14 protein-coding genes are annotated in these 19,671 nt (G+C 38.2%); all 14 read right to left on the reverse strand.

The window, feature by feature from the left end; translation table 11 throughout:
* Nucleotides 1–65 precede the first annotated feature (65 nt).
* A complete protein-coding gene (locus NSQ54_19710; protein ID WYP26524.1) occupies nt 66–1,118 on the reverse strand; it encodes a restriction endonuclease in 1,053 nt (350 codons plus the stop codon).
* Complete coding sequence (locus NSQ54_19715) at nt 1,105–3,198, reverse strand: AAA family ATPase (GenBank protein ID WYP26525.1); 2,094 nt, start codon at nt 3,196–3,198, stop codon at nt 1,105–1,107. The genes NSQ54_19710 and NSQ54_19715 overlap by 14 nt, the downstream gene beginning before the upstream one ends.
* 1,771 nt (nt 3,199–4,969) lie before the next feature.
* On the reverse strand, nt 4,970–7,291 hold the full coding sequence (locus NSQ54_19720) for a DEAD/DEAH box helicase family protein (protein WYP26526.1): 2,322 nt from the start codon (nt 7,289–7,291) through the stop codon (nt 4,970–4,972).
* A 12-nt stretch (nt 7,292–7,303) separates the two neighbouring features.
* The gene (locus NSQ54_19725) at nt 7,304–8,536 is read right to left on the reverse strand and encodes a restriction endonuclease subunit S (GenBank protein WYP26527.1); all 1,233 of its coding nucleotides are present in this window, start codon (nt 8,534–8,536) and stop codon (nt 7,304–7,306) included.
* Entirely contained in the window at nt 8,533–9,987 is a 1,455-nt protein-coding gene (locus NSQ54_19730; protein ID WYP26528.1) for an N-6 DNA methylase, read from the reverse strand. Before NSQ54_19730 ends, NSQ54_19725 begins: the two co-directional genes overlap by 4 nt.
* Before the next feature lie 415 nt (nt 9,988–10,402).
* Nucleotides 10,403–11,899 carry an Eco57I restriction-modification methylase domain-containing protein gene (locus NSQ54_19735; GenBank protein ID WYP26529.1) on the reverse strand — a complete coding sequence of 499 codons (1,497 nt, stop codon included), beginning with the start codon at nt 11,897–11,899 and terminating at the stop codon, nt 10,403–10,405.
* A 183-nt stretch (nt 11,900–12,082) separates the two neighbouring features.
* Nucleotides 12,083–12,748 (reverse strand): MAE_28990/MAE_18760 family HEPN-like nuclease, encoded by a 666-nt coding sequence (locus tag NSQ54_19740; GenBank protein WYP26530.1) that lies wholly within the window; start codon nt 12,746–12,748, stop codon nt 12,083–12,085.
* Nucleotides 12,729–13,922, reverse strand: coding sequence for a DUF262 domain-containing protein (locus NSQ54_19745; GenBank protein WYP26531.1), 1,194 nt, complete (start codon nt 13,920–13,922; stop codon nt 12,729–12,731). Before NSQ54_19745 ends, NSQ54_19740 begins: the two co-directional genes overlap by 20 nt.
* Before the next feature lie 114 nt (nt 13,923–14,036).
* Entirely contained in the window at nt 14,037–14,516 is a 480-nt protein-coding gene (gene rlmH, locus NSQ54_19750; GenBank protein ID WYP26532.1) for a 23S rRNA (pseudouridine(1915)-N(3))-methyltransferase RlmH, read from the reverse strand.
* Nucleotides 14,517–14,586: 70 nt separating this feature from the next.
* The gene (locus tag NSQ54_19755; protein WYP26533.1) at nt 14,587–14,745 is read right to left on the reverse strand and encodes a CxxH/CxxC protein; all 159 of its coding nucleotides are present in this window, start codon (nt 14,743–14,745) and stop codon (nt 14,587–14,589) included.
* Nucleotides 14,746–14,889: 144 nt separating this feature from the next.
* Complete coding sequence (locus tag NSQ54_19760) at nt 14,890–16,173, reverse strand: trypsin-like peptidase domain-containing protein (GenBank protein ID WYP26534.1); 1,284 nt, start codon at nt 16,171–16,173, stop codon at nt 14,890–14,892.
* Nucleotides 16,174–16,414: 241 nt separating this feature from the next.
* Nucleotides 16,415–16,957: a GNAT family protein gene (locus NSQ54_19765; GenBank protein ID WYP26535.1), complete on the reverse strand. Its 543-nt coding sequence runs from the start codon at nt 16,955–16,957 to the stop codon at nt 16,415–16,417.
* A gap of 28 nt (nt 16,958–16,985) precedes the next feature.
* On the reverse strand, nt 16,986–18,584 hold the full coding sequence (locus NSQ54_19770) for a hypothetical protein (protein WYP26536.1): 1,599 nt from the start codon (nt 18,582–18,584) through the stop codon (nt 16,986–16,988).
* 282 nt (nt 18,585–18,866) lie between these two features.
* Nucleotides 18,867–19,661, reverse strand: coding sequence for an MBL fold metallo-hydrolase (locus tag NSQ54_19775; protein WYP26537.1), 795 nt, complete (start codon nt 19,659–19,661; stop codon nt 18,867–18,869).
* Nucleotides 19,662–19,671: the final 10 nt, after the last annotated feature.

The following is a 19,671-nucleotide window of genomic DNA, read 5'->3' on the forward strand; positions in this document are numbered from 1 at the left end:
TGTATTTCACAATGTTATGAAAAAAATGAGTTTTTGTCAATTAGATAATATATAAATCTATAACCTTACTCATCAAAAAACCTAACCGCAAACCCAATCAACTCTTCCTTAATTCCACCAAACTCCTGATTCAAATCAAGCGATACCACAGAAATCTGATTCCCCATCATCGAATACGTATGGTTCGGCTGATGTAAGGCATTCGTCTTTGCATATAACAGCATGCCGCCTACTGATTCATTCTCAGACGTTCTCTCCCAGTTCATCACATAGGAAAAGATCTGATAGAGGTTGCCTGTTTTCTGCTTGGCTGCGCCCCCTTCAAAACGCGCGACCATGTTATCAGTATAGAATTTTGTATCAATTATTAACGTTTGGTCACCCTTCTTCAAAACCACATCCGTACGCATAATGGGCAACGCGTCATAATACTCATCATCCACCTTCCAGCGAAATTGTGGACTTGAGACGTGATAACTTGTTTCTCGCTTATAAAAGGCAAAAACAAACTTTTCATACAACGCAGCAAGCCTCTGCTCATCCTGGACCTGCCTCATCGACTCGGAGGTTGAACTCTCATCTAGTAAGAGCTCCTCATAAAGATATCTGCACACATCCAGCACAAACTGATAACGAATGTTCTGTCGGTTGTACTGGATCAGGCTCCATAATGAGAGCTTTAGCTCAACATCGGACACTTCAGAGAAATAAGGAAGCAGTCCATGAAAAGCTCGCCTTGTATGCTTATGTATGTGTGAGGAACGAGCTAAGTAGACCAACGTTGCTTTGATGATCTGGTTAAAGAGAATATCCTCAGAAAACTCATCGTAAACAACAATCAGCTTCTTATTCACTAACGCATTCTTCTTGATCGTTGCGTTCAGATCAATCTTACCCTTCACCACATTAGACGCTTCCTCAAAGCACACATAATCCTTTAACAAGCCTCCACGGATCAATACAGGGATACCAATTAATAAGATCTCCGCATAGAGGTCCTTCACATGCTCAAATGACTCTGAACCGACATCTTTGTATTCCGAGAGATGTAATGTCTGATAGGCGTAGGAAAGCATGTGATAGATGTTACGAATGGAGATGTTCTCATTCCGCTCCATGTATCGAATCTCTCAATCGCTTGGCCCAATCATTTGCCTTCTGCTCATCATCAAACCAATACTCCAGAAGCTGAGGAATAATCTCAAACTCAATGACTTCCTCCACACGACTCAAAGGATTCACCTTATACGCATCCCCCACAAAGTAACTATGCCCAATCTGGAAGCCTATCCCGAGTTCACTCACGATCTGTTGATTTAAAAGCTTCACTTCCCCAATCACGCGCAACAGCCCCATCGGATCATCCAATTCATTCACATACGATTGGAATGTCTCGTTCTCAAAGGCCGGCTTCATTTCAATAAAGGAAAAACGTCTTCTGAGTGCATAATCAAGCAAAGCCAAGCTTCGATCCGCTGTATTCATCATCCCAATGATATATAAGTTAGGTGGAACGGAGAACTTCTCGTTTGAATACAGAAGATTCACCTGCTCGCCTCGCTTATCTGTTTCAATTAGCATCATTAACTCGCCAAAGATCTTACTCATATTTCCACGGTTAATCTCATCAATGATAAAGAAATAATCACGCTCAGGATCACGTGCAGCCTTCCTTGCAAACTTCACAAATGGACCTTGTTTCAGCTCAAAACCATCTCCATCTGCTTTTGGACGGAAGCCTTCGATAAAATCTTCATAGCTGTAGCTTTGGTGGAATTGAACCATATTAACTCGGCTCTCATCCTTTTCTTCCATCATCACGTAAGCTAGACGCTTGGCGATAAAGGTTTTCCCGACTCCTGGAGCACCCTTCATGATCAGGTTCTTTTTATTCTCAAGTACAGAGATCGTTCGTTTTAATTCCTCATCATTAATAAAAACCTCTGAAAGGAATTCCTCGGTCGAATAAGGATCGTTCTCGAGTATCGTAGGCTTTGATTCAATGTAACGAATATAGTAATCAATCGCACTTCCAGAAACCCCTTTATAGCGTTGATACGATTCATTGGCAATCACAACATCTCTTAATTGCTTTAGCTGGTCCGTATCCTCTTCACCAAAAATAGTCGTTTCAAAATAAGATTCAATGTCTTGGAGAGCATTGATTTTCTGTGTGATCGTCTTTTCATTTAAGCTCATTCCAGTATCAGTCACTTGATTCGTTAACCAATTCCGGAACTCATTCACTTCAGTCGTTTTTGGATCAACCACTGTATCATCAAGCACCTGTTCTATCTCTTGAATCAAATCTGGGTATCTATTAATGTTGGTCACTGTTTTCTGAGGCATATTATGACGCAGATTCCATTGACCGACTTGCTTCCAGTCTACGTCTCTACGGTGCTTGTATTCATTTTTTCCTTCATCAAACTGATACTCACCAACAATCACACCACTAGCAACAATTCGGTTCATACCCGCTTTCACATAAACAAGATCGCCTACCTGCATCTCATGGTAAAAGTCCCAAACCGCTCTTGTATCATGAGTCGGGTGTTTCCCATTGTCACGATGCTGCGTGAGAACCGCTGCAACCCGTTCCTTACTCTCGTACTCTTTGAGATCACCAAGATAATCCCAACCAATCGCAATCACATTCTCAGAGTGAAAGGACTCCCAAAGCCTTGCCTGTTCTCCCGGAGAGATCAACCAATAATTAATACTGTCATCAATGCCATCAATGTCCGCCTTTTTCTTTTTCGGGTAGCTTAAATTAGGATTTTCATTATAATATAAGTAAATCAAGTACGATCGTAACAATACGCCCCAATCAGGAATGCCTCCTAGATTCGTAGGCTTGCTTCTTACACCACGTTCAAATTCATCCTCAGCAAATTTCTGTCTAAACTGAATACGCTTTGCACCAAAGTCTTTAGGATAACGAGGCACTTTCCCTTTCACAATACGCTCAATATCATTGTCTGTTTGTTCAGTCATTTGTTGATAGACTTCTTTGAACTCTTCATAAGATTGGTAGTCAAAGAAGTTATCCTTGTATCCAGTTGCGAGTTCAAATTGATTGAGTAAGGAACCCAGCTTTTCTAGATAAGGAGAATACCACATTCCGGTTTTCTCACCTAGGTTTTCGGTGACCCAGGATTTGTAGTTTTGTTTTTGATTTTGAACGAGTTCGTCCATAGAAATCCCTCCGTAATCCATAGTATTCTTCATAATCATACTATGGGTACAATTATAAAATTGATATAAATATTCAAAGAAAATCATTTCCTAAATTATGTGACGCTATTCTAAAAAAGAATTGAGGCTAACCCAATGTCAGATGAAAAGGGAAACTTCACTAAAATAGATACATTTATAAACTACTCCAAGATATAGATTCTCTATAATGAAAATTTTTGCCACTCTGCATATATTGAGCTAACGGTACGCGACCGACCGCAAAGGAAGACGCCAATGGGGTGATATCAAAAAACTGATTAAGGAAATAAATAAATTTAAGTTTCCCATAACTGGAGGTAATACCATGATTAAAGGATTGTCCAAATCTATCTTATTTGCAGCTGAGCTTCCAGAAGAATTTCAGTGAGTTATCATTAAAGAAGCCTTTGGGTCGGAATAACGAGCATATAAAAGAGGAAATTTCAGATGTTCTAAACTACAAATTGATGCTCTGTTCTGAGCTGGAGATGTATGTGAGGTTGTGAAAACGAAAATTAAAATAATACATTCTGTAACCACATATTATTTTATATGACAAAAACAGTTTTAGATTACCTGCCTATTCAGTGTCCAAGAATATGGAAGATGTAATGATAACTTAGTAAACAAAAAGTCATCTGAGAATACCTTAACTTTATAAAAAAAGAGTCTCCTGAAATGTCAATTTAGTTTTAATTAAATTTTCCTCCCTTCTAAAAATATTGTATTTAAGAAAAAATTGTATCTGCATTATGAAGAATAAATTATAAATAATTCTAATAATAGGTGATTAAAATGATATCAGATACCGAGATTGAACTAATGAAAGAATCATATAGCTTAATATATAAGGTTGAGAATATGTTAAGACTTAATATACGTTTAGAAATGGAATCATTTTACGGATTAAATTGGTACAATGTAGCACCACGTCAAGAAAGGTTACCCTCTTACAAGAGATCATTCCAAAGACTTTATTTCCATGAATTAATACCTTTTCTAGTAGTATATCCATGCTTTAGAAAATTCGCTTCCGAAGATATCATTTTTAGTCTCCGACAATTAATACCCCTACGTAATAAAATTGCTCATAATGTTTGTTTGAATACCACTGAATACAATCTATTATGTAAGAATTATAAAAACATAAAACTAGCTTTAGACAATTTAAACCTCCTATAACTCTCTAGGCTAATTAATAGTTTAATTAATATATTTTAAAAATAAAGAACCATTAAAAATTACCTTCTAACTTTTTTGTTTTTGGAGTTCTTACTTTTATTAAAGTTCTTATGTCCCATTCTGTATCCATTATATATTGAATATTTTAATGCGAGATAATTTGTACTAACTGTTTCATGCATGTTTATTCTTTTTTGTTTATCTTTTTAGTCTTACTATTTTTCTCAGCAGAAATATAAAGAGTACTCAAATATAAGAGAACTATTTTCTCGTTCATCAATAAATCTATGTGGCCCTATTAAAGTAGACAAGAAAAGCAAGGAAATGATAAGTAGATCTCTTCAATCCTTATTTTTCTTGCCTACATATTTTAAACAAATATTACTATTAAAAGTACAAGGTACTACTGTTTTAAAAAATTAATTAAGCTGAACTTTGACTGGCTGTTTGGGTAATTACTCTTGTCAATATCGGCTGCCCGTTTTTCAGGTAAGCAACTATTAAGGTGTAAAAGTTAACAGTAACTACAAATTGGTTGGGAATTATCTATTTATTGTTTATTGACAAGTTAAGATGCCTCTTGTTGATACAAAGCTTTTTGAAAAGAAGTAAATGTTTCTTGGATCTTGCTAACACCTCCAAGAACTTCCACCGCATCAGTAATTGAATGGTATTTAAGTTCCAGTAATCGTGGTAACTTTTCTTGATCAAGCTCTTCATAGCCAGTTTCAACGTACTTAGAAAGCACAAAATCTAGAAATTCTTGTTCTTTATCATCTAGATCCTTAAAGATACTCAACTTGGCTTTAGCAACACGTTCTTTTCTTGAAATTGGTTTAATAGCATACGATACAAATTCAAGTACATCGAACAAATCACTGTTATCAGCATTTATCAAACTTTGTAATGCAGACAATTCATCTTTTCCATACCCTGTATTAGCAAGTTTCTCCATTAAAGCCTTTCGTGTCATCGGGTTTGACCATATATCACGCAGTTCTTCTTCGCTTTTGAAAAAGTCCGGTAACGTTCCATACAAGTTTTCTATGAACTCCTCGGCAGTAATTGGCTTCCCATCAGCGCTCCAAAAACTAGTAGCAACCGTATGTTGGATCTCTCGTTCTTTTCCATCTCTTAGTTTTATCTTTATTTTTTTCTTAGGTTCTCTGGGGTCATCCGGATCTCCCGGATTACCAGGATCGTCTGGATTTCTTGGATCACCAGGATTTCTAGGACCTTTTGGCTCTTTCGGTTCTGGCTCTAAAGGAGGACCATCCCATTCAGGGTCATTAAAATTTTGATAAGCATCAACAAAGTCATAAATCGTAAAAAATTCTTTTCCTTCGTATAGTCTCGTTCCTCGACCAACAATTTGTTTAAATTCAATCATCTGTTTTATCGGTCGCATTAAAACAATATTTCGAACATTTCTAGCATCTACTCCCGTAGAAAGTTTCTTCGAAGTAGTTAATATGGTTGGAATAGTTTTCTCATTGTCCTGAAAGTCTCTAAGATAAAGTTCTCCTAAAGCTGAGTCCTCTGCCGTTACTCGAACACAGTACAAAGGATCTTTACTGTTACTATATTGATTAATTAAATCCCGAACGAGAGCTGCATGAGGCTGTGATGCACAAAAAATAATAGTTTTCTCCTTTTGATTTATTTCCGAAAGGAAAATTTTTATACGTATTGCTTCTCGTTCTTTAATTTCAATGATTTTATTAAAATCTTCTTCGGCGTATAACTTACCTTCTTCAACTTCCCCTTCTATAACATCATCATCCGAAACATACATATAATCATCGATTGTAGTTTTGATACGTTTTACTTTAAAAGGGGTTAAGAAACCATCATTAATACCTTCTTTTAAAGAATATTCATAAATTGGTTTGCCAAAGTATTCATAAGTGTCAGCATTATGTTTTCTCTTAGGCGTTGCAGTTAATCCTAATTGAACAGCTGGATGGAAATATTCTAAAATATCTCGCCAACTACTTTCATTGTTTGCTCCACCACGGTGACACTCATCAATAATAATAAAATCAAAGTAGTCGGGAGGATAGTCACCAAAGTATAGCTTGTTATCCTTCCCACTCATAAAAGTCTGAAAAATCGTAAAGAAAATATTTCCATTTGTGGGAACTTTTCCTTTTTTCGCAATTTCTTTAGGATTGATACGAACCAAAGCATCCTCTGAAAAAGCGGAGAATGAATTAAATGCTTGGTCGGCTAAAATATTCCTATCAGCTAAAAACAAGATGCGTGGCCTACGCGACCCGTCACGTTTAATATTCCAACGTGCATGAAAGAGTTTCCATGCAATTTGAAAGGCTATAAAAGTTTTTCCTGTGCCTGTAGCTAGGGTGAGTAAGATTCTTGGCTTTTCTTTTGCTATAGCTGAAACAGTTTTATTAACTGCTATTTCTTGATAAAATCTAGGTTTTTTTGTACCCCCAAAGTCTTCAAAAGGTACAGCATTAAACTTATCTCTCCATTCATTTTGATCGGAGAAAACCCTATTCCAAAGTTCATCAGGAGTAGGAAAAGAATCAACTAAACCCTCAGTTCCGTATTTAAGACACATCTCGTAAATTTCTCTTCCATTACTTGAATATGTGTAATCTAACTTTAACTTCAAGGCATAATTTTTTGCTTGAGCGACTCCTTCTCCTATTTCTAATTCGTTACTTTTTGCCTCTATAACTGCTAACTTTATTCCTTTATAAACAAGAATATAGTCAGCTATCATCGGTTTAGCACGACCTCCAGCCTGAATTTTTCCAGTTGTAATATGAAATTCTCTTAATACTTTTGAACCTTCAACTACTCCCCAGCCACTTTCTCTTAGCTTCGGATCGATAAGCTCAGCTCTTGTTTCTGCCTCATTCATAGCCCTACCTCCTTAGAGTTCACCGTTAAATGCTTTTTGTAAAATTGATTTCTTCAGTTTGTCTAAGTTAGCTAATTTCTTTATATATATTTCTTCGAGTTTCTTTGTTTCTTCTGCTAATGTATCTAGTTTTTCAACAATACTTTCTTGTTCGCTTATTGTTTGAGGAATAAATATTGAAAATGCGAATAAATCATCTTTGGTTAAAGCTTCTCTAGTTGAACCACCTGATCTAGCTATATTTAAAAGTTTTTCTTTATTCGGCTTCGATATTAAGGAGTATTGTAAAAAAGATGATTGAATTATATCAACAATCGGACGAAGTATACTTACATGCTGATTAACTCTAGCTGGTAATATCTCTTCTGGTACAACACAGCATCTTGCAATAGACGCACCTGTAATATTAAGCAGAACATCATCTTTAAATATTTCTACATTATTTAATTTTTTTGCTTGCATTTCATCAATGAAAGCAAGATTCAATTCCCTGAAGCCATCATCATAAACATTCTGACTTCTTATTAGAGAGATCCCCTGTTCTTTGTAAGAGGCCTTTCCGCCCTTTGGAGTTGCTCCACTTCCAATTTTACTTGTAATTTCCCCCAACCTTTTTTCTTCCCAATCTTGAGGTGGATTAGCAAATACACCTTGCAGATATGATTCAAAAAGCTCTCTAGCATTTTGTAGTTTTTTCTCAGTATTTTCTTTTGCTTTTTCTATAGATTCGAAAGCTTCGTCTATAAGTTCTACTACGCGCTGTTGTTCCAAATGAGTTTTAGGAAATGGGATTTCTGTATTTTCTACAAAGTCTAGAGGTACTCTTTTGTGGCCCACAGCCCCGGTCATGACTTTTTGACCATTTAGCCTAAATTCTTCTTTTGATAAGAAATAAAATAAATAATCAGGTATTATTTCTCCTTTTGTTCGTAAAACAATATACTCACTCGATCCAAAACCTATACCATTTTTTAAATTCCGCGCAATTCCTAGCTTCCCATTTTCAAAGCAAGGAGTGATTTTAGCTAGAAGCACATCTTCTTCACGAAAAAAAGTATAACCTTTATAAACTTCTTTTAATGCTCTTTCATTTTTGGCAATGAAGTTTTTTGAAAGTCTTTCCAGGTTCTCCATAGGGACAAAAGACACTAGCTCTTCATCACTTAACCGATCTTTTGCTTCTTTTTTAGGAGGTCTTATTTGACAAACTTCTACTAGTTTTTTTACTTCCCAACCTTGCTTCATAGTAGCCCCCTGATAGTTTCAAAAATTGCAGCACTTTCTTCATCAAGGGCTACTATGTCATCTAATATTTCTTCAGGATCACGCAAGGCTACTTCATCTTTTTTATTTGGATTTCTTACGGATAAATCATAAGTAGTAGTATCTACATCCGTAATATTTATCTTCCATGAATTTATAGAATCAGCTTTAGTTTTCTGTAATTCAATAAACTCTGCTAAATCATTTTCATTTAGCGGATTGGTTTTACCCAAGTTTCTATCTAAATTCAACTGGTAATACCAAATATTCTGTGTTGGCTTTCCCTTTTCAAAAAATAACACTACAGTGTGTACTCCAGCGCCTAAAAAAGTTTTTGCTGGTAAATCTAATACTGTATGTAAGTTACAGCTTTCTAAAAGTTGCTTACGAAGATTTATGGAAGCATTATCAGAATTAGATAAAAAAGTATTTTTAATTACTATCCCTGTACGTCCTCCACCTTTAAGAATTTTGATAAAATGCTGCAAGAATAGAAAAGCAGTCTCCCCTGTCTTTATAGGGAAGTTCTGTTGAACTTCGGCACGTTCTTTGCCTCCAAATGGAGGATTAGCTAGTATAATATCGTATCTGTCTTTTTCTTGAATATCAGATAAATTTTCAGTCAATGTATTAGTATGAACAATATTCGGAGCCTCAATGCCATGGAGAATCATATTCATAATTCCAATTATATACGCTAAAGACTTCTTTTCTTTACCATAAAATGTTTTTTTCTGAAGGATCTCCATTTCATTCGTGCTTAAGTTTTTACTTGTTTTTAAATATTCAAAGGCTTCTACTAAGAATCCGGAAGATCCAGCTGCCCCATCGTAAATCCTGTCCCCAATCGTTGGGGCTACAACATTTACAATGGTCTTGATAAGAGGTCGCGGTGTATAATATTCTCCTCCATTACGACCAGCATTTCCCATGTTCTTTATCTTGTCTTCATATAAATGTGACATCTCATGCTTTTCTACATGTGAACTAAATCTTAATTCGTCTACATAGTTGATGACTTCCCTAAGATTGTAGCCACTTTGAATTTTATTGTTAAGTTCAGAAAATATCTCACCTATTTTATATTCAATAGTATCAGCATCTGTAGCTTCTAATTTGAACTTTTTAAGATAAGGAAATAACTTTCCATTTACAAATTCTCTAAGGTCATCTCCAGTCATAGCCTTATGATGATCTAAATTACCATTTTCATCTTTCGGAGCCGCCCAAACGTCCCATTTGAAATCAGGCTTAATAATTTCCTTAAATGAATGAGCAGATAGTTCAGCCATTGTTTTTTTATCTCTTTCGAGATCGTCTAAATACTTAAGAAAAAGAATCCATGAAGTTTGCTCTATGTAATCTATCTCACTACCACAACCTGCATCTTTCCAAAGTACATCATCTATATTTTTAAAAGTCTGTTCAAACACTATACTTCATCCTCCAAGTCTTTTGGTTCCGCATCTATTAGAATTTACTAAACATCTTTTATAGCTCGTCCATTTCCACTATATTATTATACAACAATTGTAAGAAGCTTACCAAAAGTCTTTTTATAAGGCTCTTTAAAGGTACGCTTCTCTATCTGTTTTAGAACGAAGATTGACTGGGTAAGAAACTAAGAAACAGATTATGCAGCAGTCGGATAGCTCTTCTTAAAGATGGACACATTCAATCTTGAAGTTATGCTTCCCCATAATTTACGCCGAGAAGAAGTAGGTAGAAGTGATTTTAATAGTGATATGCAAAAAATGAAGCTACTTAGTAAGAACACATCTACGCTAGAAGTAATATACAAAAATAAAAAACGTTAGTAGGCTGGTCCAAAACATCTTTTCTGTATATTTAATTATGAAATACATATATATCTAGCAGATCATCAAATGTACAATCACTGAGATGCCCTGACCTATACATTCTACCTATTATTTTTAACTGATCTTTACTAGGATATTTCAAATTTTCCTTTAAATCAGTAGCATTAATCTGAGTATTTCCACTAAAAGTTCTAAAATAGAAATCAACAAAATCTGAATTCAAGTAAATCCATAAGCCCGTAGCTAAATTAACATCACTTATTTCATTTTTTTTCATATGAAAGTAACTAATTTTATTATCAAAACCAACTTTCTCGCCAGGATATTTTCTGCCATCAAAAATTGCAGCTTTTATTCTGCTAGGTTCTTCTTTAGAACTCATTCTATTTACAAGAACATATAGACCTGAAACCCTTAAATAATTTGCACATTTGTTAGTACTTACTATATAGCCCGGCTTATTGTTTGTAACATTAAACTCAATATTCATATGTCTAATATTATGGGAATACACCATGTGGAAACTATTTTCTACTCTCTCACTTCGCAAAGCATCGCGATTTCGAAAATCTACTACAGGACCTGTTGAAATATTTAATCCTAGATCCTCTAATCCGAAATTTAGACTCTTCATTCTATTTTCTATTTCCTTATCGACTTCTGGAATTATTCTTATTACTTTTAGTTTGTCTGTTGGAAAGACAATTTCTTCGTATTTTTTTTCTGAAACAAGTATATTTGATAATTTATTATCGATTGATGTTGATAAATCAACTTTCGCCTGTTTGCCCTCTTTGACTACTTTCATTATTACTGTTTCTTGTAACACGTCATCATAAAAAATATCAGTTCTTTTTTCAAATAAATGAAGGTTATTCAAAGAACAAGTTTCTAATAAATTGAACCTGAAGTTTTTAAAATAAGAACCATTACAAAAACTTCTGGGTGTTATTGAAACCATTTGTCCATTCTTAACTAACAAAGCCTTTCCTAATGATAAAAAAGCAGCATAGTAATTTGGGACAGTAATGTTCATCTGCTTTAAAAGCAAATCGTGTTCATTATAAGCTTCCAACTTTCTATACGGTGGATTCATAATAATATATTCGTAAAGTTCTTCTTTTTTTAACTTTTCTTGGGCATCCTTTATAAAATCACTATTTATTATATTGAAGGTGAGTTCAATCTTGTTTTCGATACAAATGGCTTTACATTCTTCAAGAGTTTCTTTTAATTGTTTTACAAACTTGGTATCTATCTCAAGTAGATCTACATGAACACTTTTGGGTTTTGTTTTCCAATTTACTATTTTATTTATAAATGCTAGGGTTAAATTCCCTGTACCTGCTCCTGGATCTAACATCTTTATTTTTTTCTTTTTTGTTGCGTTAAAGAAACTTGCCATATAATTAGCTACTTCTAATGGTGTAAAATACTGAGCAAACTTCTCTTTATTTTCTTTATTCGAACCTTGTTTAGAGGTTGTCATTGATTGTTCATTAATCATTCTATTGAGTACATTCAAGAAAGACTACCTCCTTTTTTCTTTTTCATTATAGCTTTTATTACCTTTTTAATCTAATCCTTCAATTTCCATTAAGCATTACAACTTTATATTTAATTGATTATGAAGATGAAATAATATTCCATTATAAATAGGCCAGTATACATGTTAGTATACTGCCCTATTATTGTTACATTTAGACCATTAATTAATGTGTCTTTTTTCTTCAGCTGCACCAATGATTTGATCCCTAAAATCATTCATTATCCACATTACCTCATTATAGAGTTCATCATAATTATAGTCTATTCTCCTATAATCTTCACCGTGAACTATTTCATGTCTTTGCTTTAACATCTCACGATCTATATACTTATCTCGAAGTGTATATCTTGAATGGTCCAGATTAAGACTAATTAAAATTTCTTTAAATAATTTATAACTTAAGTTGGATTCGGTATTTACAATTCTTTTGAAGGGTTCATCAACGTATTCTAGATTAAACTTTTTTGTTGATGTTTTGTCTATGTAATCCAAAACACTAGTATATACCGAAATTTTATTCGTCTCCTCCAATTTAGGGAAAATTTCTCTTAAAAAATAAGCTACAAAATTATTTTTCAATTCATTAATTTTACATCTATTATCTATAATATGTAAAACATAATTATTTGCAGCTGAACGAATAAAACCTTCCCAATGAGCACACAATAGGGAAATACCACTTCGAATTAGAGTACTTTTACTCAATGAAGTGTTATTTCTCTTAATAGCGAGTTTTAACTGAAGTAATTCTCTCTTTCTCCAACTAAGATCAAACTCAATAGCATCCTCTAAAGCTTCTAGTTCTTTAAGATTGTTCCGTCTCATATATCTCCTTAGACAATTCAGTAAGCATCTTAAATCTTGTTATTGCTCTTTGTCCTTTTTTAGTTGCTTCAGAAAATTGTTGATGACTAGTAATTATTTCGATTTTAGAACTTAGTTCTTCTTTTTTAGTTTCCCAATAATCAATATTCTGTGATAAGCCTGTAATGAGTGCCTCATACATAGCGTGTGAGAATTTAACATTAGACTTCTTAAATACCTCATCACCTACCACATCTTCTAATATCTGAATTGACCTTAATAATTCTTCTCCGTATTTTTTTATATCGGAGGTGTTATCTTCCATCATATTTATTAATTCATCTGTGAAATAGTCTCTAATGTTAACATTAGAATCAATGTTAGTGGTGTTAATATACCTAGACACAAAATACCTTACTACTAATTCTTTGTCGAACTGCTCTTGTAATTGTTTCTTTGTTAATTTAATTATTCTCTTGAATACAGCATTATTGGTGACTGTATTAATAGTATCTAGATAGCTAGATCTAATCATTGCCATTAGACAATTTCTGATTTCCTGAGGCTTTAACTCCGAAATGTTAGTGTTCAACCTCTGGAACATTTCATACTTCGCTTTGGGATTTTCTGTACTATCAATAATAATTATATCTAACTTACCTCTTTTAAATTTTCTTCTTAAGTTGGGATGTAATGATGCCCAAGTTACATCCTGTAAAGATGATAAATATTTTGTACCTATTAATTTGCTTTGTGTAAGTTTTTTCATTTGTACATCAGGTGATTCAACTGCCGCGGTTTGTCCTTCTTCATTAGCTGGATCTAAATCAACAGATTCTTCTTCATTCTCTTCTTCAACATCTTCATCAACTTCATTGGCGAACTCAAAGTCTGCTGGTACGCGAAGTTCTCCCATAAATTCTAGAATTGTGCTGACTCTTTGTAACCCATCAATTACATTCCACTTCCCATCATTCTCCTGAGCTACAAAAACTGGAGGAATCGGGATACCTAAAAGAATTGATTCAATTAAATCCGATTTTTGTTTTATACTCCATCTAAAATACCTCTGATATGAAGGAGCAATATCAATTTCATCATCATTATAAATATTAGCTAGTTCACCCAATGACATAGAATATGAAAATGTTTTAATTTCATTAATATTTCTCTGTATTTCTTCTTCTAAAGACAAGATCTCAACTCCTAATTATTTTTATATACCTTATTCTACCATATTAAAAGATTTTTTATAAATATTTTTAGAGAATCTGAATTATAAATTTAACCGAATTATTAAAAACCTCACCTACTTATGATAAGGCTCCCCCCGATTAATCCTAAACCCCCGATAAACCTGCTCCACCAAAATCAATCGCATCAACTGATGAGGAAACGTCATTTTCGAAAAAGACAGCTTCTCATTCGCTCTCTCTAATACTTTATCGGACAATCCCAGTGATCCTCCAATGACATAACAGATCTTACTCTTCCCGTGCAGGGCGAGCTGGTTGAGGTTGGCTGCTAGTTGTTCGGAGGTTTGCATCTGGCCGTCGATGGCGAGTGCGATGACGTGGGCGTCTTGTGGGATTTTGGCTAGGAGGCGTTCGCCTTCTTTTTGTTTGATGATGCGCATGTCCTCTTGGCTTAGGTTCTCGGGTGCTTTTTCGTCGGGGACTTCGGTGATGGTGATCTTGGCGTAGGCACCGAGTCGTTTGGTGTACTCGTCGATGCCTTGCTTGAGGTATTTTTCTTTTAGTTTTCCGACCGTTAGAATGGAGATATTCACAGTGTTGATGGCTCCTTTTTCATTTGTTATCCACAGAAGTTATCCACATATCAACATTGTGGGTATCTGATTATTTTGTCACGGAGTAAATGGCTTGATTTTTGCAGAAGCTGCAGGCTGTGGATAAGGCTTGTTCTTGTGTAAGCTTTTCCATGACCGGGAAGACTTCATTTTCATCAACTACCACATCGAGGGCAAGCTCAATATGCTCGTCGCATGCGTAATACATAAGATATCCGTCCTTTCGTTTTCTAGCATAGTATACCACAGGTTAGGAGCTGATCCTAACGATTGTGGATAGGTGTGGATAACCTTTTACACAGGAAAAAAGCAGTGCCGACGATCGGTCACTGCTTTTTTGTGGATATCTCTATTAGAAGCTTTGTGGTTCTTGTAATTGAACGTCGATGTCTTGTTTCTGACCGTCTCTGTATAGTGTGACGGTTACTGTGTCACCAACTTGTCTGTCCGTGTAAAGGAAGCGACGGAGGTCTGCGCCTTCGTTCAGATCTTCCCCATCAATTTGGACAATGACGTCATATTCCTGTAGTCCAGCTTTTTGAGCGGAAGAGTTTGGAGCAACGCTTGTCACTACCACTCCATTTTCAATGTCTTCCGGCAGGTTCAGTGTCCCTGTACGGTGCTGGGCTGGGATATCTGCTAGAGAGCGGATACCTACGCCAAGCTGAGGGCGTTTGACTTCACCGAATGTTTCTAGATCATTAATGATTGGTTCAGCGACTGCAGTTGGGATCGAGAAGCCGATTCCTTCTACCGCACTTTGCGCAATCTTCATCGAGTTAATTCCAATCACTTCACCATTTATATTAATCAGTGCGCCACCACTGTTACCAGGGTTAATGGCTGCATCGGTTTGAAGAACCTCTGCGTTCCAGTCTGGTTGTCCATCACCATCAAGGTCAACCGGAATGCTGCGTTCTGTAGCAGAAATGATTCCTTGTGTGACGGAGCTCGCAAAGCTTTGACCGAGTGGGTTGCCTATTGCAATGGCAGGTTCACCGGCACGTAGGTTTTCAGAGTTACCAAATGTCGCAACGGTATCAACGTGCTCGTCATCAATTTCAAGAACAGCAAGGTCTGTAATTAAGTCTGCACCAAGAAGAGTAGCTGGGACGTCTGTTCCATCTGTGAGTGTGACCGTTAATTCGTTGGCACCCTCAACGACGTGGTTATTCGTCACAACATAGGCTTTGCCATTTTCTTTTTTATAGATGACACCAGAGCCCGTTCCCTCTGCTGCTTCCTGCTGTGAGAAAATGTCGCCCTGCTGCATATTCGTTACGCCAACAACAGCGTCAGATACCTTTTCAACGGCATCTGTGATACCAGAGCTAACGTTTAAGTTAACGGCTTGGGATGCTTCTGAATTGTTGTCGATTTGCGTGCTATTCACCTGTTCGTTAGGTGCATTACCATCGATCTCATAAGGAAGCCAGCCTAAGCTTGAAAGAGCTGGTGTTGACATCACAACGATCAGTCCACCAAGTACAGCCCCTCCAAAAGCAGATAGTGCTGTGCGTCCTTTGCCTTTCTTCTTGCGGTAGCGTTCCTGTGGTTCTGTATGTCTTGGTTCGGATGAATACTGTCCTTGCTGCGTCGGTCTGTTATTTGGGTCTTGAGAATCATAATAGCCCATCTTGTCTTACCCCTCTCTGTCTCCCTGGGAGTATAATGTCTTGCTTTGATCCTATTATAACGCTAGATTTGGCCGGGTCTAGTTCTGCGAATTGTTTTTGTACATTTTTGACAATGCTCAGATAATTTGCAACAAAGATGACGCGAACTTATGCAAATAGACGCAAATTAAGGTGGGGCTTTTAGCCTAATCATGTATAAGATCATGTTTCCACATATGAGAGGGCGTTAAACCAGATTGCTTAGGAATCTGTTTTTAAAATCGAATACATGAGCACGTCCTGGTACGCACCAGCAAAGTATTCGTATTGGCGCAGGCGTCCTTCTTCGATGAAGCCGTGCTTTTGGAGAATCTGTCTGGATCCCGTGTTTGCTGGGTCAACAATCGCCTCAATCCGTTGCAGGCCATATGTGTCAAAGCCGTAGGAAAGGACAGCCTGGATCGCTTCGCTTGCAATGCCTTTGCGCCAGTGAGCGGGATGGAGCTCAAACCCGATCTCAGCGCGACTATGCTGCTTGGCTCGGTTCAAGAAGCCACAGCTACCGATGACGATGTTCTCGTCTTTTAGTGTGATTCCCCAGCGGATGCCTGTTTCAGCTTTGCGGATCGAGTCATACCATCGAATCTCCTCATCAGCAATGGCTTCAGGTGATTCGTAGGGATCGAGGGCCATTTGCTTGGTGACTTCTGGGTTGGACAAGTATTCGAACATCGCTTGCGCATCGGTTGGGGTGATTTCTCTTAAGTTGAGTCGTTCGGTTTTGATTGTTGGAAATGTTGTCATATGTTCGGCTCCGTTCGTTGGTTTGATTTTACTCATAGGTTGGTGGAACAATGCCGGGTGATTGGGTGGTGACCCATGCTCCCGCTTCAAGCGTTTGGATCTCGTTGCCTTTAATTTGAAATGGATAGTCGGTTTGTTTGTACGTGAGTGTGCCCGTGATGGTGCGGACGGACATACCGACGATTGAGATTGATTGGTCAGCTTCGTTTAGGATGAGGCGGATCCCAGCTGGGAATGTGGCGAGTTCCACGCGATCCTTGTACAGTGTGCATGTTTCATTAGTGTGAGTGAGTGCATATTCGTGATGGTTGTGATGGCTGCTGTATGCTACTTCGTGCTGCTCATGCTCCTGATGGAATGGATACGGCGTTAAGCCGGTGATCCAGAGCTCCCCATCTGGGCGTGGCAGGATGCCGGAGAGGCGCTCGGTGTAATCTAACAGGCACAGAATCGACGGTGAATAGACGTCTGTAAAGCCGGCTTCGCCTGTCCACGGATGGAGCGTTTGTGGGAAGCGGTCCATATGCGCAAACGCAGTTAATATCGGTTGAAGCACCCACGAGAGTTCCACATAATGTCCATGTGCTTCAAAGGCGTGGGGCGCACGGATCAGACTTAAGAAATTACTTGTACCGGACCAGCTGTTGTACGCCGTTGAAGTCGGGTCGAACCTTGGATCATCGAGTGCAATCGACGTGAATGGATAAGCTGAGAAAAACTTTTTTGTATTGAGAAGGTAGCGCCTGAGTGCTTCGGTGAAAAAGTCGTGATCACCAACTTCGCAGGCAAGCACTCGCAACAGTACATCGGATTGGACTTTTACATATTGATTATGTTGGTCAAGATCATAGAAAAAGTGATCGTCCTTATGATAGCAATACTTCATCAAACTGTGGAGGCTTTGGTTGGCGAGCGTGAGCCAGTTGTGAGTAGTATCACCAAGCTCAGTTGCTATTTTTGCTAGGTAGAGACGCTGGCAATACACATTCGCCGTAAGATCGGGTGCAAGAAACGGCAGATGCGGTGAATCCGGGTGGCACTGCGTTGCATCTCCTGTATGCGGCACATCAGGTGCGTGCCAGAAGCGAGGCGAGCGATCATGTCCGGTATCGAATGTGGAGAACGCTTCAACGCAGCCAGTCTGACGTGTGTTCCGGAATGTGGTGAGCCACGTGTCGTATTTGGCCATCGCGTCATACATCTTTTTCAGGAATGCTTTGTCACGGCCGTTAAGCTGATAATGTGTCCAGACGCTTCGGGCGAGCGGCGAGACAAGTTGGATTTGCCGGTAATTCGGTCCGTCGGGCGTTATCTTATAAGGGATGAGACCGTCTGCGCTCTGATAGGTGGCGAATTGCTCGAATGTGTGTTGCGCAATGTCGGGTAAAAAGCGCGAAAGGATCTCCGCATTGATCGTGCCAGTGCTCTCGAGCCAGGTTCCGTGGTAGATGCCGCCTTCATGCAGCACCGGTTTGCCTGTACCGTGGTCTTTGATGCATTGTGCGAGCTGTGCGTGAGCTTTTGTGACCATCGCTTCAAGCTGTTGATTGGTTGAGACAAAGTGTGTGGTGCGGTTTGTGGATTGGTCGATCTGATCATATAAACGAGAAAGGATTGCCTGCGTCATCGTATTCTCCCCTTTTATGATAGGTTTGAGATTAGTTTACCTGTTTATAGGGGTGTGCGGGGACGGAATTTTGGGTTGAGCGGATGTATTTGAAGTTTTTCCGATGTATTTCGGCTCTAACGCGATGTATTCACTCTTTCTCCGATGTATTTCCCTTCTAGCGCGATGTATTCACCCCATCCTTCTTACTAACGCGCCTCACCTTCTTGCTAAATGCCGCACAGCTCTCACACTCCACAACAAAAAAAGACCCAGCATCAGCTGGGTCTCCTCTCCTCATCTCTACACCACCGTTAATGCGGTAGGCTTTAATGGATCGGTATCATATAATTCGAATTGTTCGCCAACGCCCATGCCTTGTTCACGGAGGCTCTGCTCGACGGTGAGTCGGGCGAGGTCCTTCATGTTGTTATCAAGGCTAAGGTGCGCGAGGTAGATTCGGCTTGTTGTGTCGCCAATCACGTCTGTAAGAGCAAGTGCGGCGTCTTCGTTGGAAACGTGTCCGACGTCACTTAGGATGCGGCGCTTCACGTTCCATGGATAGCGGCCGATGCGCAGCATGTTAAGGTCATGATTGGATTCGAAAACAAACATGTCTGCTCCTTTGATGGTTCCTTTAATCCGGTCGCTCACGTAACCCATGTCTGTCGCGATAACTAGCTTCCGTCCGTTATGACGGAATACGTAAAACATTGGCTCGGCAGCATCGTGGGACACGCCAAAGGATTCGACTTCAAGGTCGCCGAAGCTGCGGACGGTTTCCATATCAAAGTGAAATTTCTGATCTACTGGGATGTTGCCAAGATTACTTTCCATGGCGTTCCATGTTTTTTCGTTGGCATAGATCGGTAGCTTGTGGCGTCTAGCGAAGATGCCGACACCTTTTATATGATCACTGTGTTCATGAGTGACCAGGATCCCGTCAAGCTCCTTGGGATCTCGATCAATTTCCTGAAACAGCTCGTCCATCTTTTTTCCGCTGAGGCCGGCGTCAACCAGCAAACGCTGTGTCGGTGTTTCCACATACATGGCGTTTCCGGTACTGCCACTAGCCAGCACACTAAATCGCAAGGCCATAAGTGGCCTC

This window comes from Alkalihalobacillus sp. FSL W8-0930 (assembly GCA_037965595.1).
Lineage (GTDB): Bacteria > Bacillota > Bacilli > Bacillales > Bacillaceae_D > Alkalicoccobacillus.